At 72.0% G+C, this 25312-nt stretch carries 22 protein-coding genes and 1 pseudogene; 15 read left to right on the top strand and 8 right to left on the bottom strand.

The annotated features are described in order from the left end of the window. The first annotated feature begins 116 nt into the window (after positions 1-116). The 3 genes from ACVW19_RS10710 to holA all read left to right on the top strand — a co-directional run bounded on the left by ACVW19_RS10710 (position 117) and on the right by holA (position 2112). A complete protein-coding gene (locus ACVW19_RS10710; protein WP_457458718.1) occupies positions 117-632 on the top strand; it encodes a DinB family protein in 516 nt (171 codons plus the stop codon). 183 nt (positions 633-815) lie between these two features. Continuing rightward, entirely contained in the window at positions 816-1061 is a 246-nt protein-coding gene (locus tag ACVW19_RS10705) for a hypothetical protein (protein ID WP_457458716.1), read from the top strand. 61 nt (positions 1062-1122) lie between these two features. Continuing rightward, entirely contained in the window at positions 1123-2112 is a 990-nt protein-coding gene (gene holA / locus ACVW19_RS10700; protein ID WP_457458714.1) for a DNA polymerase III subunit delta, read from the top strand. A gap of 261 nt (positions 2113-2373) precedes the next feature. Here holA and rpsT read toward each other — a convergent pair whose 3' ends face one another. Continuing rightward, positions 2374-2640 carry a 30S ribosomal protein S20 gene (gene rpsT, locus ACVW19_RS10695; protein WP_457458712.1) on the bottom strand — a complete coding sequence of 89 codons (267 nt, stop codon included), beginning with the start codon at positions 2638-2640 and terminating at the stop codon, positions 2374-2376. A 266-nt stretch (positions 2641-2906) separates the two neighbouring features. Between rpsT and lepA the strand changes: the two genes are divergently transcribed. Beyond that, complete coding sequence (gene lepA, locus ACVW19_RS10690; protein ID WP_457458710.1) at positions 2907-4775, top strand: translation elongation factor 4; 1869 nt, start codon at positions 2907-2909, stop codon at positions 4773-4775. 344 nt (positions 4776-5119) lie between these two features. After that, positions 5120-6994 carry an AMP-dependent synthetase/ligase gene (locus ACVW19_RS10685; protein WP_457458708.1) on the top strand — a complete coding sequence of 625 codons (1875 nt, stop codon included), beginning with the start codon at positions 5120-5122 and terminating at the stop codon, positions 6992-6994. 169 nt (positions 6995-7163) lie between these two features. On the opposite strand, the gene ACVW19_RS10680 is transcribed toward ACVW19_RS10685, so the two are convergent. From ACVW19_RS10680 to ACVW19_RS10665, 4 genes and pseudogenes are all read right to left on the bottom strand, one after another. Next, positions 7164-8426, bottom strand: a complete 1263-nt coding sequence (locus ACVW19_RS10680) for an MFS transporter (protein WP_457458707.1) — start codon at positions 8424-8426, stop codon at positions 7164-7166. Between the two features lie 30 nt (positions 8427-8456). Continuing rightward, on the bottom strand, positions 8457-9050 hold the full coding sequence (locus tag ACVW19_RS10675; RefSeq protein ID WP_457458705.1) for an ArsR/SmtB family transcription factor: 594 nt from the start codon (positions 9048-9050) through the stop codon (positions 8457-8459). Between the two features lie 610 nt (positions 9051-9660). Further along, a pseudogene (locus tag ACVW19_RS10670) lies at positions 9661-9810 on the bottom strand (DUF397 domain-containing protein); the annotation flags it as partial. Positions 9811-9844: 34 nt separating this feature from the next. Continuing rightward, entirely contained in the window at positions 9845-10129 is a 285-nt protein-coding gene (locus ACVW19_RS10665; protein ID WP_457458703.1) for a Scr1 family TA system antitoxin-like transcriptional regulator, read from the bottom strand. 76 nt (positions 10130-10205) lie between these two features. On the opposite strand from ACVW19_RS10665, the gene ACVW19_RS10660 reads away from it, so the two are divergent. From ACVW19_RS10660 to hemW, 4 genes are all read left to right on the top strand, one after another. Next, on the top strand, positions 10206-10787 hold the full coding sequence (locus ACVW19_RS10660; RefSeq protein WP_457458701.1) for an ATP-binding protein: 582 nt from the start codon (positions 10206-10208) through the stop codon (positions 10785-10787). A 20-nt stretch (positions 10788-10807) separates the two neighbouring features. Then, positions 10808-11389 carry a DUF4291 domain-containing protein gene (locus ACVW19_RS10655; RefSeq protein WP_457458699.1) on the top strand — a complete coding sequence of 194 codons (582 nt, stop codon included), beginning with the start codon at positions 10808-10810 and terminating at the stop codon, positions 11387-11389. A gap of 223 nt (positions 11390-11612) precedes the next feature. After that, positions 11613-13586: a SpoIIE family protein phosphatase gene (locus tag ACVW19_RS10650; protein WP_457464540.1), complete on the top strand. Its 1974-nt coding sequence runs from the start codon at positions 11613-11615 to the stop codon at positions 13584-13586. Positions 13587-13635: 49 nt separating this feature from the next. Beyond that, entirely contained in the window at positions 13636-14868 is a 1233-nt protein-coding gene (hemW, locus tag ACVW19_RS10645) for a radical SAM family heme chaperone HemW (RefSeq protein WP_457458697.1), read from the top strand. 127 nt (positions 14869-14995) lie between these two features. Here hemW and ACVW19_RS10640 read toward each other — a convergent pair whose 3' ends face one another. Both ACVW19_RS10640 and ACVW19_RS10635 read right to left on the bottom strand, forming a co-directional pair. Further along, the gene (locus tag ACVW19_RS10640; RefSeq protein WP_457458695.1) at positions 14996-15799 is read right to left on the bottom strand and encodes a DUF3097 domain-containing protein; all 804 of its coding nucleotides are present in this window, start codon (positions 15797-15799) and stop codon (positions 14996-14998) included. 43 nt (positions 15800-15842) lie between these two features. Continuing rightward, entirely contained in the window at positions 15843-16574 is a 732-nt protein-coding gene (locus ACVW19_RS10635; protein WP_457458694.1) for an MBL fold metallo-hydrolase, read from the bottom strand. A 168-nt stretch (positions 16575-16742) separates the two neighbouring features. Between ACVW19_RS10635 and hrcA the strand changes: the two genes are divergently transcribed. The 4 genes from hrcA to ACVW19_RS10615 all read left to right on the top strand — a co-directional run bounded on the left by hrcA (position 16743) and on the right by ACVW19_RS10615 (position 20981). Next, on the top strand, positions 16743-17759 hold the full coding sequence (hrcA, locus tag ACVW19_RS10630) for a heat-inducible transcriptional repressor HrcA (protein ID WP_457458692.1): 1017 nt from the start codon (positions 16743-16745) through the stop codon (positions 17757-17759). Then, on the top strand, positions 17759-18898 hold the full coding sequence (gene dnaJ / locus ACVW19_RS10625; protein ID WP_457458690.1) for a molecular chaperone DnaJ: 1140 nt from the start codon (positions 17759-17761) through the stop codon (positions 18896-18898). Before hrcA ends, dnaJ begins: the two co-directional genes overlap by 1 nt. Positions 18899-19170: 272 nt before the next feature. After that, positions 19171-20244: a nitronate monooxygenase gene (locus ACVW19_RS10620; protein WP_457458688.1), complete on the top strand. Its 1074-nt coding sequence runs from the start codon at positions 19171-19173 to the stop codon at positions 20242-20244. Further along, entirely contained in the window at positions 20241-20981 is a 741-nt protein-coding gene (locus ACVW19_RS10615; protein WP_457458686.1) for a 16S rRNA (uracil(1498)-N(3))-methyltransferase, read from the top strand. Before ACVW19_RS10620 ends, ACVW19_RS10615 begins: the two co-directional genes overlap by 4 nt. A 37-nt stretch (positions 20982-21018) precedes the next feature. Here the strand turns inward: ACVW19_RS10615 and ACVW19_RS10610 are convergent, their stop codons facing one another. Further along, positions 21019-21399, bottom strand: coding sequence for a hypothetical protein (locus ACVW19_RS10610; protein WP_457458684.1), 381 nt, complete (start codon positions 21397-21399; stop codon positions 21019-21021). Positions 21400-21470: 71 nt separating this feature from the next. On the opposite strand from ACVW19_RS10610, the gene ACVW19_RS10605 reads away from it, so the two are divergent. Together ACVW19_RS10605 and ACVW19_RS10600 are read left to right on the top strand one after the other, a co-directional pair. Continuing rightward, positions 21471-22016 (top strand): hypothetical protein, encoded by a 546-nt coding sequence (locus ACVW19_RS10605; protein ID WP_457458682.1) that lies wholly within the window; start codon positions 21471-21473, stop codon positions 22014-22016. Between the two features lie 45 nt (positions 22017-22061). After that, complete coding sequence (locus ACVW19_RS10600) at positions 22062-25307, top strand: S41 family peptidase (protein WP_457458680.1); 3246 nt, start codon at positions 22062-22064, stop codon at positions 25305-25307. Positions 25308-25312 lie beyond the last annotated feature (5 nt).

The raw sequence follows: 25312 nt of genomic DNA, 5'->3' as shown, positions 1-25312 counted from the left end.
CCGGCGGAACTTGTGCCTGGTCCGCGGCCGGGCTCGGCACGGGCCCGGAGCCGATGGCCATGCGCAGCCGAAAAGGTGGCGACAGTCGGAGACCGGGCGCGCTAGCGTCCGCAGGCATGTCCCCTTCACTCGAGCGTCCCCCTCTTCAGGCCGACGAGCGCACCGCGCTCCTCGGCTGGCTGAACCTCCAGAGGCAGATCCTGCGGTGGAAGTGCGAGGGACTGAGCGAGGCGGACGCGCACCGCTCCGTCATACCGACCTCGCCGGCGATGACGATGGCCGGGCTCATCAGCCATATGCGGTGGGTCGAGCACACCTGGCTGGAGGTGCTGTTCCTCGGTCGCGACAAGACGCAGAACCCGTCCTTCGACGAGACGGACGAGGACGCCGACTGGCGCACCGAGGGCATCACGCTGAAGCAACTGCTCGCGGATTACGAGGCCCAGTGCGCCCGAAGCGACGAGATCGTTGCCGCGGCCTCCCTGGACGACGCCGGTCGCCACCCCGACTACCACTCGGGCAAGGCCAACCTCCGCTGGATGCTCATCCACCTGGTTGAGGAGACCGGACGGCACGCGGGGCATGCGGACATCGTGCGGGAACTGCTCGACGGGGCGAAGGGGTATTACTGACTCTCTCCGGCAGCTCGAGACCGGCTCCGGACCGCGGCAACGGTGACGGTGCCGTGGAAGACGTGGGCGCGCTTGTCGGATCTCGTCGTCACTGAGATGGCCAGGGCGCGTTTGAGGCGGTCCGCCGCCCGGGCGACCGACCTTGATCGTGCCCGAGGGCCGGCGCCCGACACAATGGCTGGCGTGAGCGATGTGAGACATGTGCTGGTGCTGCCCGACCGGGATGCCGCGGAGGAGGTGGCGGAGGCGCTCGGGGAGCGCTTCGGCGTCGACGAGGAGCCGCGGCTCGTCCGGGACGCGCTGGCCGGTGAGGACGACGCCGAGGACGCCCAGTGGCTCGTCGTCCTGCGCGACGAGGGGGAACGGCTGGACCCCGGAGCACTGGACGAGTTCGCGGCGGAGTGGGAGGGCTGGCGGGAGGAGCCCTGACCCGGCGGCACCGTGACGCCGGGAACCGTCGCTGTCGGTGGTGCGTGGGATGCTTGTCGCGATGGCCAGGAAGACAGCTCAAGACGACCCTCTCGTCCCGGTGACGCTCGCCGTGGGCCAGGAGGACCTCCTGCTCGACCGTGCCGTGCGGGAGGTGGTGGCCGCCGCGAAGGCCGCCGACGCCGACACGGACGTACGGGACCTCACCCCGGACCAGCTCCAGCCCGGCACCCTCGCCGAGCTGACCAGTCCGTCGCTCTTCGCCGAACGCAAGGTCGTGGTCGTACGCAACGCGCAGGACCTGTCGGCCGACACCGTCAAGGACGTGAAGGCGTATCTCGGGGCGCCCGCCGAGGAGATCACCCTGATCCTGCTGCACGCGGGCGGCGCCAAGGGCAAGGGGCTGCTCGACGCGGCGCGCAAGGCGGGGGCGCGGGAGGTGGCCTGCCCGAAGATGACGAAGCCGGCCGACCGGCTGGCCTTCGTGCGGGGCGAGTTCCGGGCCGTCGGGAGATCGGCCACACCGGAGGCGTGCCAGGTGCTGGTCGACGCCCTCGGCAGTGATCTGCGGGAGCTGGCCTCGGCGGTGTCCCAGCTGGCGGCGGACATCGAGGGGACGATCGACGAGGCGGTCGTCGGCCGGTACTACACCGGGCGGGCCGAGGCGTCGAGCTTCACGGTCGCCGACCGCGCGGTGGAGGGACGGGCGACGGAGGCGCTGGAGGCGCTGCGCTGGTCGCTGGCGACGGGGGTGGCGCCGGTGCTGATCACCAGCGCGCTGGCCCAGGGCGTACGGGGCATCGGGAAGCTGCTGTCGGCGCGCGGCGGCAGACCGGCCGATCTGGCGCGGGAGTTGGGCATGCCGCCGTGGAAGATCGACCGGGTGCGGCAGCAGATGCGGGGCTGGACCCCGGACGGCGTGTCCGTGGCGCTGCGGGCCGTGGCCGAGGCGGACGCCGGGGTCAAGGGCGCCGGGGACGACCCGGAGTACGCCCTGGAGAAGGCGGTCGTCACCATCGCGCGCGCGGCGCGGTCGCGGGGACGGGCGTAGGGCCGCTGCCCCACCGGGTGTCCTGCCGGGTGTGTCCTTGCCGGGCGCCCTGCCGGCGTCGGCCCCACAGCTCGCCCGGCCCTCACAGACCGAGGACCCCGCCCGTCACCCGGGGAAGGGCGGACGGACGGGGTCCTCGGTCGAAGCACGGAGCTCGTACCCGCGTGGCGAACGCAGGCCGCGTACGAGCTCGGGGTGCCGGTCGGGGGCGGAGAGAGAGGGCCCGCCCGGGTCCTTCCGGCAATCAGATCAAAGAGTCGTTCAGCCCTTGACGGACGCGACCTTCAGCGCCAGCGCCGACTTCTTGTTGGCGGCCTGGTTCTTGTGGATGACGCCCTTGGAGACGGCCTTGTCGAGCTGACGCGCGGCGACGCGCTGGCACTCGGCGGCCTTCTCGGCGTCACCCGCGGCGACGGCCTCGCGGGTCTTGCGGATCGCGGTCTTCAGAGAGGACTTGACGGCCTTGTTGCGCAGCCGGGCCTTCTCGTTGGTCTTGTTCCGCTTGATCTGGGACTTGATGTTCGCCACGAATGAGCCTCTACAGGTTCTGGCACGGGGCCGCAGGGGTCCCGCGCCGGTGATTGCTTTCCGACGGTGCCCCGTGCCGGGAGGGCAAGAGACACAGCTCCCCACACTACCAGCGGCCCGATCGGCGGCCCAAACCCGTCCCGCGGCCCACCCCGGCGGACGCCGTCCGGGGGACCTCGCCCCGCACCCGTGGGACGATGGAAGCTACGTATCGATCCGACCCGAGACCGCAGACACTGCGGACGCCTCAAGAATCAGGACCCTGCGTGCCCGCGACCCCCAGCCACGTGCCCGAGCCGAGCCGTACCGACCCGGCTCTGATCCGCAACTTCTGCATCATCGCGCACATCGACCACGGCAAGTCCACGCTCGCCGACCGGATGCTCCAGCTGACCGGTGTGGTCGAGCAGCGGCAGATGCGTGCCCAGTACCTCGACCGCATGGACATCGAGCGTGAGCGCGGCATCACGATCAAGTCCCAGGCGGTGAGGTTGCCGTGGGCGCCCACTCACGACAAGGGCAGCACGCACATCCTCAACATGATCGACACGCCGGGGCACGTCGACTTCACCTACGAGGTGTCGCGGTCGCTGGCCGCCTGCGAGGGCACGATCCTGCTGGTGGACGCCGCCCAGGGCATCGAGGCGCAGACCCTCGCCAACCTGTACCTGGCGATGGAGAACGACCTCACCATTATCCCGGTGCTCAACAAGATCGACCTGCCGGCCGCGCAGCCCGAGAAGTTCGCCGAGGAGCTCGCCAACCTGGTCGGCTGCGAGCCCGACGACGTGCTGAAGGTGTCCGCCAAGACCGGGCTCGGCGTCGAGGCGCTGCTCGACCGGGCGGTCGCCGACATCCCCGCCCCGGTCGGCGTCAAGGACGCCCCGGCCCGCGCGATGATCTTCGACTCGGTGTACGACTCGTACCGCGGTGTGGTGACGTACGTCCGGGTCATCGACGGCCAGCTCAACAAGCGTGAGCGCATCCGGATGATGTCCACGGGCGCGACGCACGAGCTGCTGGAGATCGGTACGAACTCGCCGGAGATGCTGCCCTCCGACGGCCTGGGCGTCGGCGAGGTGGGCTACCTCATCACCGGTGTGAAGGACGTCCGCCAGTCCAAGGTCGGTGACACCATCACCAGCCAGCACAAGGGGGCCGAGGAGGCGCTGGGCGGCTACAAGGAGCCCAAGCCCATGGTCTTCTCCGGCCTGTACCCGATGGACGGCTCCGACTACCCCATGCTGCGCGACGCGCTGGACAAGCTCCAGCTCAACGACGCGGCCCTGGTCTACGAGCCGGAGACGTCCGCAGCCCTCGGATTCGGCTTCCGGGTCGGCTTCCTGGGCCTGCTGCACCTCGACGTGATCCGTGAGCGCCTCGAGCGCGAGTTCGGGCTCGACCTGATCGCCACCGCGCCCAACGTGGTGTACCGCGTGATCATGGAGGACGGCGCCGAGCACGTCGTCACCAACCCGAGCGAGTTCCCCGAGGGGAAGATCGACGAGGTCTTCGAGCCGGTGGTGCGGGCCACGATCCTCGCGCCCACCGAGTTCATCGGCGCGATCATGGAGCTGTGCCAGACCCGGCGCGGCACCCTGCTCGGCATGGACTACCTCTCCGAGGACCGGGTCGAGATCCGCTACACGCTGCCGCTCGCGGAGATCGTCTTCGACTTCTTCGACCAGCTGAAGTCCAAGACCCGCGGCTACGCCTCGCTGGACTACGAGCCCACGGGCGAGCAGTCCTCCAGCCTGGTCAAGGTCGACATCCTGCTGCACGGCGACAAGGTGGACGCCTTCTCGGTGATCACCCACAAGGACCAGGCGTACGCGTACGGCGTGCGGCTCGTCGCCAAGCTGCGGGAGCTGATCCCGCGGCAGGGCTTCGAGGTGCCCGTCCAGGCCGCCATCGGTTCCCGGGTGATCGCCCGCGAGACCGTCCGCGCCATCCGCAAGGACGTCCTCGCCAAGTGCTACGGCGGTGACATCTCGCGCAAGCGCAAGCTGCTGGAGAAGCAGAAGGAGGGCAAGAAGCGGATGAAGATGGTGGGTTCCGTGGAGGTCCCGCAGGAGGCCTTCATCGCCGTGCTCTCCAGCGACGAGAGCGCGGGGTCGGGCAAGGGCAAGAAGTAACAAGGAGCGACAAGAAGCAACCGGAGTCACCGGGGGGTGCCGGGACATCCCGTGAGCCGGACGGAGAGGGGCCCGACGCGCGCAGGCGCGTCGGGCTCCTGCGCGTCGGTCGTCACAGTGGATCAAAGGAGTCTCTGTGCGAAGTGACAGGCCGTGGCCCCTTACGAAGCTGCCGGTCGGGCTCTACTCTGTCCCTGCCCGACGGTTACTCATGAGTTAAACAAGGTCATGTGAGCGTAACCAGTCGATCACCAGCCGATACCGAGCCGATACCCGAAACGATCACCAGCCGCACACCTGTCACATCTGAGCCAGCCGCATCGTCGCGGGCCCCGGAGGACGTCTTGAGCGACACACTGACTTTGATCGAGAACCGGCCGCCGAGCGTGGCGACCCTCTTCCTGGAGCGTGTCGCCGCCACACCGGACGCCGAGGCGTACCGCTATCCCGTCCCGTCCGCCACCGGCGAGGGCCCCGACGACTGGAAGTCGCTGACCTGGGCCGAGGCCGCCCAGCGGGTCGACGCCATCGCGGCCGGGCTGATCGAGCTGGGCGTGCAGCCGGAGGAGCGGGTCGCCCTCGCGTCCGCCACCCGGGTCGAATGGATCATCGCCGACCTCGGCATCATGTGCGCGGGCGCCGCCACCACCACGGTCTACCCGCAGACGAACCTCGACGAGTCCGCGTACATCCTGTCGGACTCCGGCAGCCGGGTGCTGATCGCGGAGAACGCCGAACAGGTGGCCAAGGCGGTCGCGAAGCGCGCCGAGCTGCCCCAGCTCGGCCACGTCGTGGTCATCGACGCGACCGGCGTCGAGACCGATGACTGGGTGATCAGCCTCGCCGAGCTGGAGCGCCGTGGCGCGGCCCGGCTGGAGAAGGACGCCGGGCTGGTCAAGGAGCGGGTCGCCGCGATCACCAAGGACCAGCTGGCCACCCTCATCTACACCTCCGGCACCACCGGCCGCCCCAAGGGCGTACGCCTGCCGCACGACAACTGGTCGTACATGGCGAAGGCGATCGCCGCCACCGGCCTGCTCGACGGCGACGACGTGCAGTACCTGTGGCTGCCGCTCGCGCACGTCTTCGGCAAGGTGCTCACCTCCGGCCACATCGAGATCGGCCACGTCACCGCGGTCGACGGCCGGGTCGACAAGATCATCGAGAACCTGCCGGTGGTGCGGCCGACCTACATGGCGGCCGTGCCCCGCATCTTCGAGAAGGTCTACAACGGAGTCGCCGCCAAGGCACGGGCGGGCGGCGGCGCCAAGTACAAGATCTTCCAGTGGGCCGCCGAGGTCGCCCGCGAGTACGCCAAGGCCACGCAGGACAACTTCCGCCGCACCGGCACCGCCAGTGCCCCCTTCGGCCTCACCGCGAAGCACAACATCGCCGACAAGCTGGTCTACGCCAAGATCCGCGACGCCTTCGGCGGCAACCTGCGTGCCTGCATCTCCGGTTCGGCGGCCCTGGCTCCGGACATCGGCTACTTCTTCTCCGGCGCCGGCATCCACATCCTGGAGGGCTACGGCCTCACCGAGTCCTCCGCGGCCTCCTTCGTCAACCCGGGCGAGGCCTACCGCACCGGCACCGTCGGCAAGCCGCTGCCCGGCACCGAGGTCCGGATCGCCGACGACGGCGAGATCCTGCTGCGCGGCCCCGGCATCATGGAGGGCTACCACGGGCTCCCCGAGAAGACCGCCGAGGTGCTGGAGTCCGACGGCTGGTTCCACACCGGCGACATCGGCGAGCTGTCGCCCGACGGCTATCTGCGCATCACCGACCGCAAGAAGGACCTCATCAAGACGTCCAGCGGCAAGTACATCGCGCCCGCCGAGGTCGAGGGACAGTTCAAGGCGGTGTGCCCGTACGTCTCCAACATCCTGGTGCACGGCGCCGACCGGAACTACTGCACCGCCCTCATCGCCCTCGACGAGATCGCGATCACGGCCTGGGCGGCCGAGAACGGCCTGGGCGGCAAGCCGTACGCGGACATCGTCGCCGCGCCCGCGACGGTCGAGATGGTCGACGGCTACGTCAAGCAGCTCAACCAGGGCCTGCAGCGCTGGCAGACCATCAAGAAGTTCCGCCTCCTGCCGCGCGACCTCGACATCGAGCACGGCGAGATCACCCCGAGCCTGAAGCTGAAGCGCCCGGTGGTGGAGCGCGAGTACAAGCACCTCATCGACGAGATGTACACGGGCACGCGGGAGGCGTGACCCGTACGGGGCGACCCGTGGGGCGTGAGCCCGGAGCCGGGGCCACCGGACCGAACCGGTCGGGTGGCCCCGACTACGCGGCCCCGACGCCGCCGGGCCGCAGGCGGCTGCCCTGCTGAAAGCGCGAGCAGTCGGCGGGCACCCTTCTGTGGCCGGTGGGCCCGGGCTGTCACACCGTGCGCCGCCGGGGCAGTTCGGCTCGGCGGACCGGGCCGGAGGCCAGGGCGATGGCCACGCCCAGGCCGGCGAAGGCGCCGCAGCCGATGAACACCGGGGAGGTGCCCCAGGCTCCGACGGCGGCGCCGACCAGCGGGTAGCTGAGGGGTGCGAGGCCGACCATGGTGAGCATGACGACGGAGGTGACCCGGCCGAGGTAGGCGGGGTCCGCCGCGGTCTGTATGAGGGTGCTGTCCAGACTGCCGAAGACGCCCGCGCCCAGTCCGATGACCACCGCCAGCACCACGGCGGTCCAAAGGGACGGGACCAAGGCGATGGTGGCCGCTCCCGTGCAGGCCACGAGCAGGGCCCCGGCCAGCGTCAGGCCGGCGCGGGGCAGCCAGCCGGCGATGGCGAGCAGTGCGGCGCCGGCCGCCGCTCCCGCGCCGAAACCGCCGACGATCCAGCCGTAGCCGGTGGGGCCCCAGCCGCGCTCGGCGTTGAGGAGCACCATGCCGACGTTGAGAGTGCCGATCAGGCCCAGCTCGCAGACGGCACCAGCGGCGACGAGCGGGCCGATGAGGCGGTGACGGCGGATGTAGCGCAGGCCGCCGAGAAGGTCCTTCCAGGCCGTGCCGGGTTCCGGCTGGTCCTCGCCGCGCTCCGCGAGGGGGCGTATCCGTATCGTCAGCAGGAACGGCAGGGACAGCGCGAAGAGGAGGCCCGCGACGGTGAAGGCGGCCGCCGCGCCTCCGAGTCCCATGGCCAGGCCGCCGATGGGCGGGCCCGCGATCTGGCTGAGACGCATGGACAGGGAGCGCATACCGGTGACCCGGGCGAGCTGGTCGGCGCTGGTGATCCGCGGGGGGAGGGCCCCGATCGCGGGTACGAACAGCGCGTCCACGGCGCCGAAGACGAGTGCCACCGCGACCAGGAGCCACAGGGCTGGCGCGGTCAGTGCGATCGCGGCGGCCACCGAGAGGATGAGGAGGCAGCGCAGTGCGTCGCTGCCGAGAAGGACGCGGCGCGGGTCGAGCCGGTCGGCCAGCACACCTCCGCCCAGCATCAGTAACGCCCGTGGCAGCGCCGCGGCGGCCATGACGAGGCCGACCTCGGTGGGGCCGGCGGCCTTCTGGGCGGACCAGCCGAGGGCGACGAAGTACACGCTGTCACCGGAGAGGGAAGCGGTGTACGCGGTGAGCCAGCGCAGCACGTTGCCGTCGCGGTAGGCCGGTCCGGTGGCGTGTTCGGGCAGGGCCGTCTCTGCGGTGTCCATGTCGGGCTCCAGGAGTCGGGGACGGCCGGGTCAGGGCCGGAACGGGAAGCCGTAGAGGTGCACGGACACGTGCTCGCGGTCCTCCGTGTCGCCGGCCGCCTCGGCGGCCTTGCCGCGCTCCCGCCAGCGCCGGGTCAGCGCCTGAAGCTCGTCGCTCATCTCGGCGAGTTCGGCGGGGGTCAGGTCGAGCATCCATTCGGAGCTGAACGCGGCGTCGGTCCACGCCTTGCCCCAGGCGGCCGTCTGGTCCAGGTACGCGCGGTACTGGGCGGTGCGGGTGTCGAGCATGCCGCGGGTCACCGCGCCCACGGCAGCGGACCCTTCGGGCGTGTCCGCGAAGTCCGAGTCGCGGAAGCCCCAGCCTTCCTCGGACGCCACCTGCCACCACCGCTCGCGGCCGTCGGTGCTCCGGCCGCTCGCCTCGGTCACGAAGCCGTGCTCGGCGAGCTTGCGCAGGTGGTAACTGACCAGCGACGGCGCCTGGTCGACCTGCTCGGCGAGCTGGGACGCGGTCGCGTCGCCCGCGGCGTACAGCAGCCGGTAGAGCTGCATCCGCAGGGGGTTGGTGAACGCCTTCAGCCGGGACAGGTCGGTGATCCGCTCGGGCTCGCGCTTCGGTGGCATGCCCTCACCGTAGATATGAAGCATAATTTGCGCAATATATATTTCGAATCTCCGACGGCAGGGGGCCCGGCTCCGTATGGGGACTCGCCGGGGCATGCAACTGCCCGTCCCGGTGGCGACTTCATGGTCGACTGGCGAGCGGCCGGGGCCCGTTTCTTGTCGATCGGGCAGGCGACACCCATGGGGCGATGGGTTTCGCTGAGACCGGTGGCCGCCCATGGTGTGTTCGGACTGCACTGTCGTCGTGGCCGGTTGGGGAGAGATCTGCGATGAAGGTCGTGGCCGACCGTGCCAACGGCCGCCGGGAAGGCAGCTCAATGAGGGCCTGCGGCGCTGCAGGTCCTCAAGAAGTTCCGTCTCCTGCCCCGCGACCTCGACATCGAACATGGCGAGATCCCGCACGGGACGAGCCCGGAAGGCATGAACACAGGAGCGGTTTTCAGGTCGAATCAGTCCGAAAGTCCGCGATCCTGAAACTGCCGATTCGGAGGTGTCTCGCTGAAAGCGTGAGCAGTCAGCAGCCAAGTGTCCTTTGAGTGCTCAAATGAGCGGCATGTGGACAGTGATGGCCGAAGTGCTCACGGATTCCACCAGGGCGCCCTGGGGAGGCTCAGTGGTCCGTCGCGAAGTTCACGAACGCGGCCCAGCCGGCCGCGTGGACGGAGAGGTGCGGTCGGCTCACGTCCTTGGAGTCGCGGACGTGGACAGTTCCCGGGGCGACGGCTATTTCGACACACTCGCCGCCCTCGTTGCCGCTGTAGCTGCTCTTGTGTCAGACAAGTCGTCGACGGCTCTCAGTGCTCATCTTCCGTCTGCATCCTCTCGATCAGGGTCAGAGACTCTCGCGGAGTGAGCGCCTGGGCCCTGATGCTGCCGTAGCGTGCGGCCAGGATACGGACCTCGTCCAGGTCTGTGGCCAGCCGTGCGGAGGTCTGCACTTCCGTATATTCCACTTGCGGCTTTCCCCTCGGCGCCAGCAGGGTGAACGGGCCTCCCGTGCCTGAGTGTTCGGTCCGGTGGGTAGGCATGACCTGCAACTCGACGGTACGCAGCCGTCCGAGTGCGAGCAGTCGGTCCAACCAGCGGCGGTACCGGCGGATGCCGTACCGATGGTTCCTCTGGTCAACGTACGGCCGCTCGGGCACGCTCTGTCACATGAAGTGTGAAATCGGTGACCGTCAACTCGCGTCCCCCGCCGCTTTTCCTCCCGCGCACTTCAGTCGGCAGCTCAGCTCGACGCGACGCGGGGCGCGCCTCGCACGCCTGCTCGCGGTCCAGCAGTTGGCGGGCTGGGGGTGGGCCAGGGACGGCGAACCTCTGGAGTCCGCCGCGCTGGTCGTCGGCGAACTCGCTGCGAACGCGGTCACGCACGGTGCCGTACCCGGGCGGGACTTCCCGCTCACGATGACTCTCGTCCCGCTCCCGGGAAGCTGCGTGGGCGCCCTGCGGGTCGAGGTCGCCGACTGCCGGGGCGAGCGGCTGCCCGCCCCGGTGGAAATCTCGTGCCCGACCAGCGAGCACGGTCGGGGGCTGCTCCTGGTGAGCGCACTCGCTGCCCGGTGGGGCGTCACGCCTCGTTTCCCCTCCGGCAAGACCGTCTGGGCCGAACTGCAGGGCCCCGCCGGACCGACACCGCGCGAGTACTGCCGCCCCGGGCCTGATCCGTACGCCTCGGCCCGGATGGCTACGACGCCTCGCACGCCGACGACCGCACTGTCGCCACGAGCAACGCGGTAACCGAGTGCCCGGGTGATTCGATGGCGCGCGTTGCACAGGTTTTGCACGCTGTCACCGTGGGAGAACTCAAGCACCGGATCCGTGCCCGCCACACCGACTCCACGGTCGTCGTCCACCAGGCGTATCCACCGGAGATCGGCCTGCCCGCGGCCCGGGAGGGCCGCTTCCCGGCGGCCTGGAAGCGGGACCGGATGACATGGATCAAGCCGTCCTTCCTCTGGATGATGTACCGCTGCGGATGGGGAGCCAAGGAAGGGCAGGAGGTCGTCCTCGCGGTCGAGATCACCCGCGAGGGCTTCGAGTGGGCACTGGAGCACGCCTGCCTGTCCCACTACGAGCGCGGACTGCACGCCGACCGGGCCGCCTGGAAGCGGCGGTTGAAGCGGGCCCCGGCGCGGGTGCAGTGGGATCCCGAGCGCGATGTGCACCTGCGGCCGCTGGCCCACCGCTCGCTGCAGCTCGGGCTCACCGACGCAACCGCTCTCGCGCACGAGATCCACGGGCTTGTGCGGGACGGCGACCTGGAAGCCGCCCGGCGGCTTCTTCCCCGCGAGCCGCCCTACCCCGTTCCCGACGGGCTCCTGGCTCACCTGTGCCCATGAGGATCGGGAAGCGCGCGTCAAAGCGACAGGTACCAGCACCGCTCATACTTTTCGGTGTTGCGCGGAACTGATCGGTTTTCGGCCGGTTGTCGGCTGTGCGCATAGCACTGTTCCTGTTCCCGGCGGTCCACTTCGGTAACTCGTTGCTTATGGGTGGGGTCGGTCTGTCACCCTGGCGGCATTGATCGAGGTGTATTCGTACGAACTGCCCGGGGAGCTGCCCATGAGGGCCATTCCGACGCAACGGGAGACCCCGCGTGCCGTCTCGGAGGCGTCCGCGCGGGCGTGCGCGCGGGCGGATGCGGCGCTGTCCGGCGGCTCGCTCGCACCGGGCAGCGCGCGGGCCCTGGTGCGGGCGGCGCTCGCCGACTGGACGGAGCGCGCCCTGCCCGGTGCCGAGCACCTCACCACCCGCGCCGGCGACGACGCCACGCTGATCGCCAGCGAACTGGTCACCAACGCCGTCGTGCACGCCGGCACCGAGGTACGGCTGACCTGCCGCCTCGAGGAGGAGAGCGGTGCCCTCGTCGTCGAGGTCACCGACCGCCACCCCTCCCGCGCCCCGCGCGGCGGCGAGCCGGAGGCACCGCCCTACGAGAGCCCCGAGCACGGGCGCGGCCTGAGCCTGGTCGCCGCGCTCTCCGAGGCCTGGGGGATCACCTACCGCCCCGGCACCAAAACCGTCTGGGCCCGGATCCCCATGGGAGGGGACTTCGCGGCGGACGGCATGGAGAGCGCGGAGGAGGGTGCAGAGAACGCAGAGGGTGCGGAGGGTGCGGGCATCCCGTTCGACGCGTACGTGTGGGAGGCGGAGTCGGAGTCGGGTGGCGAGGGGTGGCGTGCGCCCCGGCCGTACCGGCGGGACGGGGCCTGGCTGGGGCGCGGGGCGCTGTCCTTCCTCGCCGAGGCGTCCGACCTGCTCGCCGGGCAGCTGGACGAGGACCTGGTCGCCGCGCTCACCGGGCAGCTGATCGTGCCGCGGCTGGCGGACTGGTGCGCGGTGTGGCTCGAGGACGAGACCACCGGCCACGGCGGCTGGAGCGACGGGGCACGGGCCGACGGGCCCCGCCTCGCCCGTGTCTGGCACGCCGACGAGAGCCGCGTCGAGGAACTGAGCCGGGTGCTGGAGCAGGATCCACCGCCTCCCTCCGATCCGCTGAGCACCGGACCGGTCGGCTATCCCTGGCCGGAGAAGGCGCTCCACCTGACCGAGGACCGCGAGGGGGACACCGGCCCCGGCACCGCCCTCGCCTACCGGCTCGTCGCCGGTGGCCGGCCGCTGGGGACGCTGGTGATCGGGCGGGCCGGGATCGGGCGGTTCCCGGACGAGGTCACCGGGCTGGTGGAGGACCTCGGGCGGCGCGTGGCGCTCGCCATCGGCGCCGCCCGGCAGTACGCCCGGCAGGCCACCATCAGCGCCGTGCTCCAGCGCGGACTGCTGCCCGGAGCCGTCGCCGAGATCCCCGGCGTGCGCTCCGCCCTCGTCTACGAGCCCCACGACAAGGGCGGACCGAGCGGCGACTTCTACGACCTGTTCCCGGCCGGGCCGGGCCGTTGGTGCTTCGCCATCGGCGACGTCCAGGGCAAGGGTCCCGAAGCCGCCGTCGTCATCGGGCTGGTCCGCCCCTGGATGCGGCTGCTCGCCCGCGAGGGCTACCGCGTCGCCGACGTCCTCGACCGCCTCAACCAACTGCTCCTCGACGACGCCACGGAAGCCGCCGACGCCGCCGCCCGCGCACTCGTCGCCGCCGGCGCCCGCCCGACCGCCCCCGGGGACGGTCCCCAGACCCGCTTCCTCTCCCTGCTCTACGGCGAACTCACCCTCGTCGAGGGCGGCGCCCGCTGCACCCTCGCCTCCGCCGGGCACCCCCTGCCGCTGCTGCTCACCCCCGACGGGACGGTCCGTGCCGTGGCCCAGCCGCAGACCCTGCTCGGGGTCGTCGAGGACGCCACCTACACCAGTGACTCCTTCGATCTGTGCTCCGGCGACACCCTGCTCTGCGTCACCGACGGCGTCACCGAGCGGCGCTCCGGCTCCCGCCAGTTCGACGACGGCGACGGACTCGCCGCCGCGCTGGCCGGCTGCGCGGGGCTGGACGCCGACCTGATAGCGGAACGCATCAGCAGGCTGGTCCACGAGTTCGGGGCGCGGCCACCGGAGGACGATCTCGCCCTGCTGGTGCTCCAGGCGGACTGACATCCGCGACCCGGGAAAGGAACGGGACACATGCGGGACAATGGAGCACATGCCTTCCGCACTCCCCGACGGCGAGCCCGTCCCCGCCGACGGCGCGCTGCCCGCGTCCGCGCTCGCCGGGGCCGCAGACCGCCCCCTCGGGTTCTACCTGCACGTGCCGTACTGCGCGACCCGCTGCGGCTACTGCGACTTCAACACCTACACCGCCACCGAGCTGCGCGGCAGCGGCGGGGTGCTCGCCTCCCGTGACAACTACGCCGAGACCCTGATCGACGAGGTCCGCCTGGCCCGCAAGGTGCTCGGCGACGACCCGCGCGAGGTCCGTACGGTGTTCGTCGGCGGCGGCACCCCCACCCTGCTGGCCGCCGACGACCTCGTGCGGATGCTGGGCGCGATCCGCGACGAGTTCGGGCTGGCGGCGGACGCCGAGGTGACGACGGAGGCGAACCCGGAGTCGGTCGATCCGGCCTACCTGGCGACCCTCCGCGCGGGCGGCTTCAACCGGATCTCCTTCGGCATGCAGAGCGCCCGGCAGCACGTGCTGAGGGTCCTCGACCGCACGCACACCCCCGGCCGCCCGGAAGCATGTGTCGCCGAGGCGCGGGCGGCGGGTTTCGAGCACGTCAACCTCGACCTGATCTACGGCACCCCCGGCGAGTCCGACGACGACTGGCGGGCCTCGCTGGACGCGGCCCTCGGCGCCGGACCCGACCACGTCTCCGCGTACGCGCTCATCGTCGAGGAGGGCACACAGCTCGCCCGCCGCATCCGGCGCGGTGAGGTGCCGATGACCGACGACGACGTGCACGCGGACCGGTACCTGATCGCCGAGGAGGCCCTGTCGGCGGCCGGCTTCGCCTGGTACGAGGTGTCGAACTGGGCCACCTCCGACGCGGGGCGCTGCCTGCACAACGAGCTGTACTGGCGCGGCGCGGACTGGTGGGGCGCGGGGCCCGGGGCGCACTCGCACGTGGGCGGGGTGCGCTGGTGGAACGTGAAGCACCCGGGGGCGTATGCGGCGGCGCTGGCGGCGGGGCGGTCGCCGGGGGCCGGGCGGGAGGTCCTGTCGGACGAGGATCGGCGGGTGGAGCGGATCCTGCTGGAGCTGCGACTGGAGGAAGGGGTTCCGCTCGCCCTCCTCCGTGCGGAGGGCTTGCAGGCCGCGCGCCGTGCCCTGACGGACGGGCTGCTGCGGCAGGGGGCGTACGACGAGGGGCGTGCGGCGCTCACCCTGCGGGGGCGGTTGCTGGCGGACGCGGTGGTGCGGGACCTGGTGGACTGAGGGGCCGATCCCCGCGAGAGCGGGGAGCACGCACTGCTCGGCCGGGTCGACGAGCTGATCGACGGACCATCTCCGCAGCGGCGGAGAGCAGCCCACCAGGCCCGGCCTGTCAACGACTGGACAGTACTCAGGGCACGGTCACATGGTCGATGAGCCGTTCCACACTGCCCAACAGCGCCGGTTCCAGGTCCCGGTACGAGTGCACCGAGCCGAGGATCCGCTGCCACGCCTCCCCGGTGTTGGCCACGCGCCAGCCCAGTGCCCGGCACACCCCCGTCTTCCAGTCCTGGCCGTGCGGTACCCGGGGCCACGCCTCGATGCCCAGGGACGACGGCTTCACGGCCTCCCAGACGTCGATGTACGGGTGACCCACCACCAGGGCGTGCTCGCTGGTGACCGACTCCGCGATGCGCCACTCCTTGGAGCCCGGCACCAGGTGGTCCACCAGGACGCCCAGCCGCGCGTCCGGGCCCGGCGCGAACGCGTCGACGAGCGACGGCAGGTCGTCGACGCCCTCCAGGTACTCCACGACCACGCCCTCGATGCGCAGGTCGTCGCCCCACACCTTCTCGACCAGTTCGGCGTCGTGGCGGCCCTCGACGTAGATGCGGCCGGCGCGCGCCACGCGCGCGCGTGCGCCCGGGACGGCCACCGAACCGGATGCCGTACGGGCCGGACGCGCCGGGCCCGCGGCGGGCCGCACCAGCGTCACCGTGCGGCCCTCCAGCAGGAAGCCGCGCGGTTCCAGCGGGAAGACCCGGTGCTTGCCGAAGCGGTCCTCCAGGGTCACCGTGCCCGCCTCGCAGCGGATCACCGCGCCGCAGAATCCGCTGCCGGGCTCCTCCACCACCAGACCGGGCTCGGCCGGAACCTCGGGGACGGGCCGGGACTTCTTCCACCCAGGGGTCAGGTCAGGGGAGTACTGGCGCATTCTGATGACGATAGGAGAACCGGGCCCCCGTTCGGCCGAAGGGTCAGCCCGACACGCCGAAACGAGCCGCGAGGGCGTCGCGTTGGGCCCGTACGAACGCCGCGTCCACCACCGCTCCGTGACCGGGCACGTACACCGCGTCCTCGCCGCCCAGGGCGAGCAGCCGGTCCAGGGCGGCCGGCCACCGCGACGGGACGGCGTCGGGGCCGGCCTGCGGATCGCCGGACTCCTCCACCAGGTCGCCGCAGAAGACCACCTCCGGGTCGCCGGGCACCAGCACCGCCAGATCGTGGGCGGTGTGCCCGGGCCCCACGTTCGCGAGGAGCGCCTGCCGTCCGCCGCCCAGGTCGAGCGTCCACTCGCCGGACACCGTGTGCCGGGGGCGGACCAGTGTCAGCGCGTCCACGGCCTCCTCCGCCGCCCGCGCGTCCAGACCCTCGCGCTCCGCGTCCGCGCGCAGCTCCTCGCGTCCCCGCGCCAGCACCGTGTCCAGGCCCACCGCGCCGAACACCTCCGCGCCCGCGAACACCGCCGCCCCCAGCACATGGTCGAAATGGGGGTGGGTGAGCGCGAGATGTGTCACACGCCCACCGGCGAGCGCCTGCGCCCGTGCCCGCAACCGGGCGCCCTCGCCCAGGCTCGAACCGGCGTCCACGAGCAGCGCCGCACCCGCTCCGACGACGAGCCCCGCCGTGCAGTCCCACACCGGCAACCGGCACCGGCCCACTCCCGGCGCCAGCCGTTCCCACCCCGACTCTTCCCAACTCACCGTCATACCGCGACGCTAACCGCCCACGGCTCCCCGGTGCGACGGCCCGGTACCGGCCTTGCCCGGGGTGTACCCACCGGCCGTACACTGGGCGGGGAAGTCTGGCACTCGCGTGCGAAGAGTGCCAGGACATTCAGGGAACGGACCGGCGAAAGGCTTCTGGAGGTGTGCGCCATGCTCAGTGAACGCAGGCTCCAGGTGTTGCGCGCCATCGTTCAGGACTACGTCGGAACCGAGGAGCCCGTCGGCTCCAAGGCCCTCACCGAGCGGCACAACCTGGGCGTCTCCCCGGCCACCGTGCGCAACGACATGGCGGCCCTGGAGGACGAGGGGTTCATCGCCCAGCCGCACACCAGCGCCGGGCGCATCCCCACCGACAAGGGCTACCGGCTCTTCGTGGACAAGCTCGCCGGCGTCAAGCCGATGACCGCGCCCGAGCGGCGCGCCATCCAGAACTTCCTCGAGGGCGCCGTCGACCTGGACGACGTCGTGGCCCGCACGGTGCGGCTGCTCGCGCAGCTGACCCGGCAGGTCGCCGTCGTGCAGTACCCGTCGCTGACCCGCTCGACCGTGCGGCACGTGGAGCTGCTCCCGATGGCGCCCGCGCGCGCCATGCTGGTGCTGATCACGGACACCGGGCGGGTCGAGCAGCGCATGATCGACTGTCCGGCGCCCCTCGGCGAGGCGACCCTGGGGGATCTGCGGGCGCGGCTCAACAGCCGTGTCGCGGGCCGCCGTTTCACCGATGTACCGTCTCTCGTCGAGGATCTCCCCGAGGCCTTCGACCCCGAGGAGCGCGGTACGGTCTCGACCGTGCTCTCCACCCTCCTGGAGACGCTCGTCGAGGACAACGAGGAGCGGCTGATGATCGGCGGTACCGCCAATCTGACCCGCTTCGGACATGACTTTCCCCTTGTGATCCGGCCCGTACTGGAGGCGCTCGAGGAGCAGGTCGTGCTTCTCAAGCTGCTGGGTGAGGCGAAGGATCCGGGCGTGACCGTGCGTATCGGTCATGAGAACGCCCACGAGGGACTCAACTCCACCTCAGTGGTGTCGGTGGGCTACGGTTCGGGCGGCGAGGCTGTTGCCAAGCTCGGCGTGGTCGGTCCGACCCGCATGGATTACCCAGGAACGATGGGAGCGGTACGCGCAGTGGCACGGTACGTCGGACAGATCCTGGCGGAGTCGTAGTGGCCACGGACTACTACGCCGTACTCGGCGTGCGCCGCGACGCTTCGCAGGAGGAGATCAAGAAGGCCTTCCGGCGGCTCGCCCGCGAGCTGCATCCGGACGTCAACCCGGATCCGAAGACCCAGGAGCGGTTCAAGGAGATCAACGCCGCCTACGAGGTGCTGTCGGACCCGCAGAAGAAGCAGGTCTACGACCTCGGCGGCGACCCGCTCCAGCAGGCCGGGGCCGGCGGCGGCGCGGGTGGCTTCGGCGCGGGCGGCTTCGGGAACTTCTCCGACATCATGGACGCGTTCTTCGGCACGGCGTCGCAGCGCGGTCCGCGCTCGCGCACCCGCCGCGGCCAGGACGCGATGATCCGGATCGAGGTCGAGCTGGACGAGGCCGCGTTCGGCACGACCAAGGACATCCAGGTCGACACGGCGATCGTGTGCACCACGTGCAGCGGTGAGGGCGCCGCGCCGGGAACCGCTGCGCAGACCTGTGACATGTGCCGCGGCCGCGGTGAGGTCTCGCAGGTCACCAGGTCCTTCCTGGGCCAGGTCATGACCTCGCGCCCCTGCCCGCAGTGCCAGGGCTTCGGCACCGTCGTCCCGAACCCGTGCCCGGAGTGCGCCGGCGACGGACGCGTCCGCTCCCGCCGCACCCTGACCGTGAAGATCCCGGCCGGTGTCGACAACGGCACCCGGATCCAGCTGGCCGGCGAGGGCGAGGTCGGCCCCGGCGGCGGTCCCGCCGGCGACCTGTACGTCGAGATCCACGAGCTGCCGCACAGCACCTTCCAGCGGCGCGGCGACGACCTGCACTGCACGGTCACCATCCCGATGACGGCGGCCGCCCTCGGCACCAAAGTGCCGCTGGAGACGCTGGACGGAATGGAGGAGGTCGACATCCGGCCCGGCACCCAGTCCGGCCAGTCGATCCCGCTGCACGGCCGGGGCGTCACGCATCTGCGCGGCGGCGGCCGGGGCGACCTCATCGTGCACGTCGAGGTGCAGACCCCGAGCAAGCTCGACCCCGAACAGGAACGCCTGCTGCGCGAACTCGCCAAGCTCCGCGGCGAGGAGCGCCCGCTGGGCCAGTTCCAGCCTGGGCAGCAGGGGCTGTTCTCCCGGTTGAAGGACGCCTTCAACGGGCGCTGACACGGACGTCGGTGGTTGTGCCGGGGGGTCCGGGGGTCGTCCCCCGGGTGGGTGCGGTCAGCCTGGGCAGCAGGGGCTGTTCTCCCGCTTGAAGGACGCCTTCAACGGGCGCTGACGGACGACACCGACGGTGCTGCGCGCGGGGGCCGGAAACGGCTCCCGCGGTGCCCCGGGAGCCGCCCTGAAGGTGCTCCGGACATGGCCTGTGCCCAGGGCAAGGGCCGATTAAGCCCCGATTCGGAGATGTCCGAAGGACGTGGCAACATGCCGTCATGTCCTTGGCGCTCACCGATCTCCTTCCGCACCCCGTCGTGCAGGCCCCCATGGCGGGCGGTGTCTCCGTGCCGCAGCTCGCCGCGGCCGTCTCCGAGGCGGGCGGGCTCGGTTTCCTGGCCGCCGGGTACAAGACCGCGGACGGGATGTACCAGGAGATCAAGCAGCTGCGCGGACTGACCGGCCACCCGTTCGGCGTCAACGTCTTCATGCCGCAACCCGAGACCCCCGACCCGGCCGCCGTCGGCGTCTACGCCCACCAGCTGGCCGGTGAGGCCTCCTGGTACGAGACCGAGCTCGGCGACCCCGACAGCGGCCGCGACGACGGCTACGACGCCAAACTCGCCGTACTGCTCGACAACCCGGTGCCGGTGGTGTCGTTCCACTTCGGTGTGCCGACCCGTGAGGTCCTGGACTCCCTGCGCCGCGTCGGCACGTTCACCCTGGCCACCGCCACCACCGCCGAGGAGGCGCGGGCCGTGGAGCGGGCGGGCGCCGACGCGGTGATCGCGCAGGGCGTCGAGGCCGGCGGCCACCAGGGCACCCACCGGGACCTCCCGGAGAACGACGGCTCCGGCATCGGACTGCTGTCCCTGGTCGCCGAAGTGCGGGAGACGGTGGGCATCCCGATCATCGCCGCCGGCGGCATCATGCGCGGCAGCCAGATCGCCGCGGTGCTCGCGGCCGGCGCCTGGGCGGCCCAGCTCGGCACCGCCTTCGCCGCCACCCACGAGTCCGGCGCGCACGCCCTGCACAAGCAGGCGCTGACCAACCCCCTCTACGCCCGCACCGAACTGACCCGCGCCTTCTCGGGACGCCCGGCCCGCGGCCTGGTCAACCGGTTCCTGCGCGAACACGGCCCGTACGCGCCCGCCGCCTACCCGGACGTCCACCATCTCGCCGCGCCGCTGCGCAGGGCCGCCGCCAAGGCGGGGGACGCGCAGGGCATGGCACTGTGGGCGGGACAGGGCCACCGGATGGCCCGGGAGCTGCCCGCCGGGCAGCTGGTGGAGGTGCTGGTCGCCGAACTCGCCGCCGCCCGGACGGTGTTGTCGGCGGGGGGTGCCGGATGACCGCGCCGGTCTTCGTGGTGGAGCACTTCGACACGGACGGTTCCGGACACCATGTGCTCGACGGCCCCGAGGGGCGGCACGCCGTCTCCGTGAAGCGGCTGCGGGCCGGTGAGAACGTCGTTCTCACCGACGGCGCCGGCCGCAGGGCCGAGGGCGAGGTGACCGGCACCGAGGGCAAGGACCGGCTGATCGTGCGCCTCGGGGACGTAGTCGAGGAGCCCGTGGAGTCGCCCCGGCTCACCGTCGTCCAGGCGCTGCCCAAGGGCGACCGGGGCGAGCTGGCCGTGGAGACGATGACCGAGGTCGGCGTCGACGCGATCGTGCCGTGGTCCGCGGCGCGCTGCATCACGCAGTGGAAGGGCGAGCGCGGACTGAAGTCCCTCGCCAAATGGCGGGCGACGGCCCGGGAGGCCGGCAAGCAGTCCCGCCGGGCGCGCTTCCCGGAGGTCGCGGACGCGGCGACGACCAAGCAGGTTGCCTCACTTCTCGCCGAAGCCGACTTCGCCGCCGTGCTCCACGAGAGCGGCACCGAACCCCTCGCGACCGCCGAACTCCCCGGCTCCGGCAGCATCGTGCTGGTCGTCGGCCCCGAAGGCGGGGTCTCGCCGGAGGAGTTGACGCTCTTCGCGCAGGCCGGAGCCACGCCCTACCGCCTGGGCCGCAGCGTCCTGCGCACCTCCACCGCGGGCACCGCCGCCACGGCCGTCCTGCTGGCCCGCACGGGCCGCTGGTCCTGACGGCCCCGTTCGCCGTCAGCCGCGGGGCCGCCGACCGTCAGCCGTCCGCCGCGCGGGCGGCGGCGACCGCCGGGAACAGTTCCCAGCCGTCCGGATCCGCGGCCCCGGTGAGCAGCCCGCGCCGGGCCGCCTCGTAGACGAAGGCCCGTACGACACCGGGCTCGTGCAGGTTGAGCGCCGGATGCCCGCCGAGGGCCACGGCCCCGGAATGCAGGAAGCCGTCGGGGACGAGACGCCCCTCGCCGCCCCGGAACACCAGGTGGGCCGTTGCCGTCGCCCCCTCCCGGGTCAGCGTGAGCACCTCCTGGCAGGGCCCGTCGGTACGGTGCCGATGACGCACCGACCACAGGTGGGCGACCGTTTCGCCCGCGGTGGTCCCGTCCACGACGAGTCTTCTGGGCCGGCGTCCGCTGCGCATCGCTCCACGGTAGTGAGGAGTGGCCGTATGCGCCCTACCGTCACGCGTGGGGCGGTGGCAGGCTGCCGGGCATGGGGGCATTGAGGTGGGTTCGGGGCGGGACGCGGTGGCGGCGGGCGGTGCCGGCCGTCGGGTTCGTCGTGGTCGTCGTGGGCGGGGCCGTGGCGTGCGAGCCGGGTTCGGCCGGCACGGCGGCGGTGGCGTACACGACCGACGAGACGGTCACCCGGGAGCTCAACCGGCAGAAAGCCGGGGTGCGTTGGCTCAGCTGCACCGCCTCCTACGGGAACCAGGACGGCGCGCCGTCGCGGTCCGCGAGCGAGGACACCGTGGCCACCGTGGACTGCGACGGGGAGACCGAGGACGGCAAGGAGATCACCGTCACCGGGAAGATCACCCATGCCGTCGACGGCGCCTGTGTGCGCGGGGACATCACCGCGAAAGTGGACGGCAAGCAGTGGTTCCGGGTCGACGGCCTGGGCGACTGCGACGCCACCAGCCCGCCCGCCGTGGGCGAGCCCACGAACCGCGGCCCGCGGCCCACCGTCACCGTGACGGTCACCACGACCGTGTGGTGCGAGCAGTACCCGTCCTGTCGCCCCGTCGAGGGCAAGTGATCCAAACCTCTGTCCAGGCCGACCCCGCGTGCGTAGGGTGATCGAGTGACACAGTCTGCATCGGTCGCCCCCGCCGCGTATCTCCGGTTCCCGCATCCGCACGGCGAGTTGGTCGCCTTCACCGCCGAGGACGACGTGTGGCTCGCCCCGCTCGACGGCGGCCGGGCCTGGCGGGTGAGCGCCGACAACGTGCCGGTGACGCTCCCCCGTATCTCGCCCGACGGAACCACCGTCGCCTGGACCTCCACCCGTGACGGTGCTCCCGAGGTGCACATCGCGCCCGTCGAGGGCGGCCCCGGCCGACGTCTGACGTACTGGGGGAGCGGGAAGACCCAGGTGCGCGGCTGGACCCCGGACGGGAAGGTCCTCGCACTCAGCACCGAGGGCCAGGCCAGTCTGCGCCGCACCTGGGCCCGCGCGATCCCCCTCGACGGCGGACCCGCCACCACCCTGCCGTACGGCCCCGTCGGCGACGTCGCCCACGGGCCGCGCACGGTCCTGCTGTCCGCGACGATGGGCCGCGAGGCCGCCTCGTGGAAGCGCTACCGGGGCGGCACGGCGGGCAAGCTGTGGATCGAGCAGAACCCCCGGGACACCGGCGACGGCGCGGGCAACACTGCTGACGGCCCGGGGGAGTTCGTCCGGCTGCACGGCGACCTCGACGGGAACATCGAGTACCCGCTGTGGGTGCGTGACAGGCTTGCCTTCCTTTCTGACCACGAGGGCACCGGTGCGCTGTACTCCTCCCTCGCCGACGGGTCCGACCTGCGCCGGCACACCCCCCTCGGGGGTTTCTACGCCCGGCACGCCGCCACCGACGGCACCCGCGTCGTGTACTCCTGCGCCGGTGAACTGTGGATCCTCGACGACCTGGACGGGGCCGAGCCGCGTCGGCTCGACATCCGGCTCGGCGGGCAGCGCGTCGACCTCCAGCCGTTCCCGGTGAACGCCGCCCGCTGGTTCGGTTCCGCCTCCCCCGACCACACCGCGCGCGGCAGCGCCGTCTGCGTGCGCGGCACCGTCCACTGGGTCACCCACCGCGCCGGCCCCGCCCGCGCGCTCGCCGCCACCCCCGGCGTACGGGCCCGCCGCCCGCGCACCTTCCGCGCGGACGGCGAGGAATGGGTGGTGTGGGTGACGGACGCCGACGGCGACGACGCCCTGGAGTTCGCCCCCGCCACCGGCCTCGCCCCCGGAGCGACCCCGCGCCGGATCGCCGCCGGACAGCTCGGCCGCGTCCTGGGCCTCGCCATGGCCCCCGACGGCAGCCGCGCCGCGGTCGCCTCGCACGACGGCCGTCTCCTGCTCGTCGAGCGGGAGACCGGCGAGGTCCGCGAGGTCGACCGCAGCGAGCACGGCGACGTCTCCGGGCTGACCTTCTCGCCCGACTCCGCCTGGCTCGCCTGGTCCCACCCCGGCCCCCGCCCGCTCAGCCAGCTGCGGCTCGCCGACACCACCGACCTGTCGGTCACCGAGGCGACCCCGCTGCGCTTCCAGGACTACGCGCCCGCGTTCACCCTCGACGGCAAGCACCTCGCCTTCCTGTCGACCCGCTCCTTCGACCCCGTCTACGACGAGTACGTCTTCGACCTCGCCTTCGTCGAGGGCGACCGCCCGCACCTGATCACCCTCGCCGCGACGACGCCGTCCCCGTTCGGCCCGCAGCGGCACGGCCGTCCCTTCGAGACGCCGGACCGGGACGAGACCCCCGACAGCGAGGGCACCCCGACCACCCGTATCGACCTCGAGGGGCTGGCCGACCGGATCGTGCCGTTCCCGGTCGAGGCCGCCCGCTACTCCAACCTGCGCGCCGCCAAGGACGGGGTGCTGTGGCTGCGGCACCCGGTGCGCGGCGTGCTCGGCGCCTCCAGGGCCACCCCCGACGACCCCGATCCCAAGACGGAGCTGGAGCGTTACGACCTCGCCCAGCAGCGCATCGAGCACCTTGCCGTGGACGCCGACCACTTCGAGGTCAGCGGCGACGGCAAGCGGGTGCTGCTGTGGACCGACGGGCGGCTGAAGGTCGTCCCCAGCGACCGGCGCGCGTCGAACGACGACGACAGCGACAGCAACATCACCGTCGACCTCGACCGGGTGCGCCAGTTCGTCGACCCGGCCGCCGAGTGGCGGCAGATGTTCGACGAGGCCGGCCGCATCATGCGGGACAACTACTGGCGGCCGGACATGAACGGCGTCGACTGGGACGGCGTCCTCGACCGCTACCGGCCCGTCCTCGACCGGCTCGCCACCCACGACGACCTGGTCGACCTCCTCTGGGAGGTGCAGGGCGAACTCGGCACCTCGCACGCCTACGTCACACCGAGCGGCGGCTACGGCGGCGGCGCCCGGCAGGGCCTGCTCGGCGCGGACATCTCCCGTCACGAAGACGGCAGTTGGCGCGTCGACCGGATCCTGCCCGCGGAGACCTCCGATCCGCAGGGCCGCTCCCCGCTGGCCGCGCCCGGCGTCGCGATCCGTACCGGTGACGCGATCGTCGCCGTGGCCGGACAGCCGGTCGACCCGGTGGCCGGACCGGCGCCGCTGCTGGTCGGCACCGCGGGCAAACCGGTCGAGCTGACCGTCTCCCCGGCCGGCGGCGGGGACCCGCGGCACGCGGTCGTCGTCCCCGTCGCCGACGAGGAGCCGCTGCGCTACCACGCCTGGGTCGCCGACCGGCGGGCCCACGTCCACGAACTGTCCGGCGGCCGGCTCGGCTACATCCACGTGCCCGACATGCAGGCCCCCGGCTGGGCCCAGATCCACCGCGACCTGCGGGTCGAGGTGACCCGCGAGGGCCTGGTCGTCGACGTCCGGGAGAACCGCGGCGGGCACACCTCCCAGCTCGTCGTCGAGAAGCTGGCCCGGCGGATCGTCGGCTGGGGCGTGCCGCGCGGCATGCGTCCGGACAGCTACCCGCAGGACGCGCCGCGCGGTCCCGTGGTCGCCGTCGCCAACGAGTTCTCCGGCTCCGACGGCGACATCGTCAACGCGGCGATCAAGGCGCTCGGCATCGGCCCGGTCGTCGGCACCCGCACCTGGGGCGGCGTCATCGGCATCGACAGCCGCTACCGGCTCGTCGACGGCACCCTCGTCACCCAGCCCAAGTACGCCTTCTGGCTGGAGGGGTACGGCTGGGGCGTGGAGAACCACGGCGTGGACCCGGACGTCGAGGTGGTGCAGCGCCCGCAGGACCACGCGGCGGGGCGGGACGTCCAACTGGACGAGGCGGTACGGCTGGCGCTGGCCGCGCTCGAGGAGACACCGGCGAAGACGCCGCCGACGCTGTCCTGACCGAC

The organism is Streptomyces sp. TE5632 (assembly GCF_054061295.1).
Note: the sequence above shows the minus strand (reverse complement) of the source record. Positions and strands in the feature narration are given on the sequence as shown.

Excerpts from the sequence above, each read along its gene's own strand:
- ACVW19_RS10640 (WP_457458695.1), bottom strand. The coding sequence starts at position 15,799 with ATGCGCCAGTACTCCCCTGACCTGACCCCTGGGTGGAAGAAGTCCCGG.
- ACVW19_RS10680 (WP_457458707.1), bottom strand. The coding sequence starts at position 8,426 with ATGGACACCGCAGAGACGGCCCTGCCCGAACACGCCACCGGACCGGCC.
- ACVW19_RS10675 (WP_457458705.1), bottom strand. The coding sequence starts at position 9,050 with ATGCCACCGAAGCGCGAGCCCGAGCGGATCACCGACCTGTCCCGGCTG.
- ACVW19_RS10635 (WP_457458694.1), bottom strand. The coding sequence starts at position 16,574 with ATGACGGTGAGTTGGGAAGAGTCGGGGTGGGAACGGCTGGCGCCGGGA.
- ACVW19_RS10605 (WP_457458682.1), top strand. The coding sequence starts at position 21,471 with ATGGGGGCATTGAGGTGGGTTCGGGGCGGGACGCGGTGGCGGCGGGCG.
- ACVW19_RS10615 (WP_457458686.1), top strand. The coding sequence starts at position 20,241 with ATGACCGCGCCGGTCTTCGTGGTGGAGCACTTCGACACGGACGGTTCC.
- ACVW19_RS10610 (WP_457458684.1), bottom strand. The coding sequence starts at position 21,399 with ATGCGCAGCGGACGCCGGCCCAGAAGACTCGTCGTGGACGGGACCACC.
- ACVW19_RS10620 (WP_457458688.1), top strand. The coding sequence starts at position 19,171 with ATGTCCTTGGCGCTCACCGATCTCCTTCCGCACCCCGTCGTGCAGGCC.
- ACVW19_RS10710 (WP_457458718.1), top strand. The coding sequence starts at position 117 with ATGTCCCCTTCACTCGAGCGTCCCCCTCTTCAGGCCGACGAGCGCACC.
- holA (WP_457458714.1), top strand. The coding sequence starts at position 1,123 with ATGGCCAGGAAGACAGCTCAAGACGACCCTCTCGTCCCGGTGACGCTC.
- ACVW19_RS10655 (WP_457458699.1), top strand. The coding sequence starts at position 10,808 with ATGGCGCGCGTTGCACAGGTTTTGCACGCTGTCACCGTGGGAGAACTC.
- hemW (WP_457458697.1), top strand. The coding sequence starts at position 13,636 with ATGCCTTCCGCACTCCCCGACGGCGAGCCCGTCCCCGCCGACGGCGCG.
- ACVW19_RS10660 (WP_457458701.1), top strand. The coding sequence starts at position 10,206 with ATGAAGTGTGAAATCGGTGACCGTCAACTCGCGTCCCCCGCCGCTTTT.
- ACVW19_RS10650 (WP_457464540.1), top strand. The coding sequence starts at position 11,613 with ATGAGGGCCATTCCGACGCAACGGGAGACCCCGCGTGCCGTCTCGGAG.
- hrcA (WP_457458692.1), top strand. The coding sequence starts at position 16,743 with ATGCTCAGTGAACGCAGGCTCCAGGTGTTGCGCGCCATCGTTCAGGAC.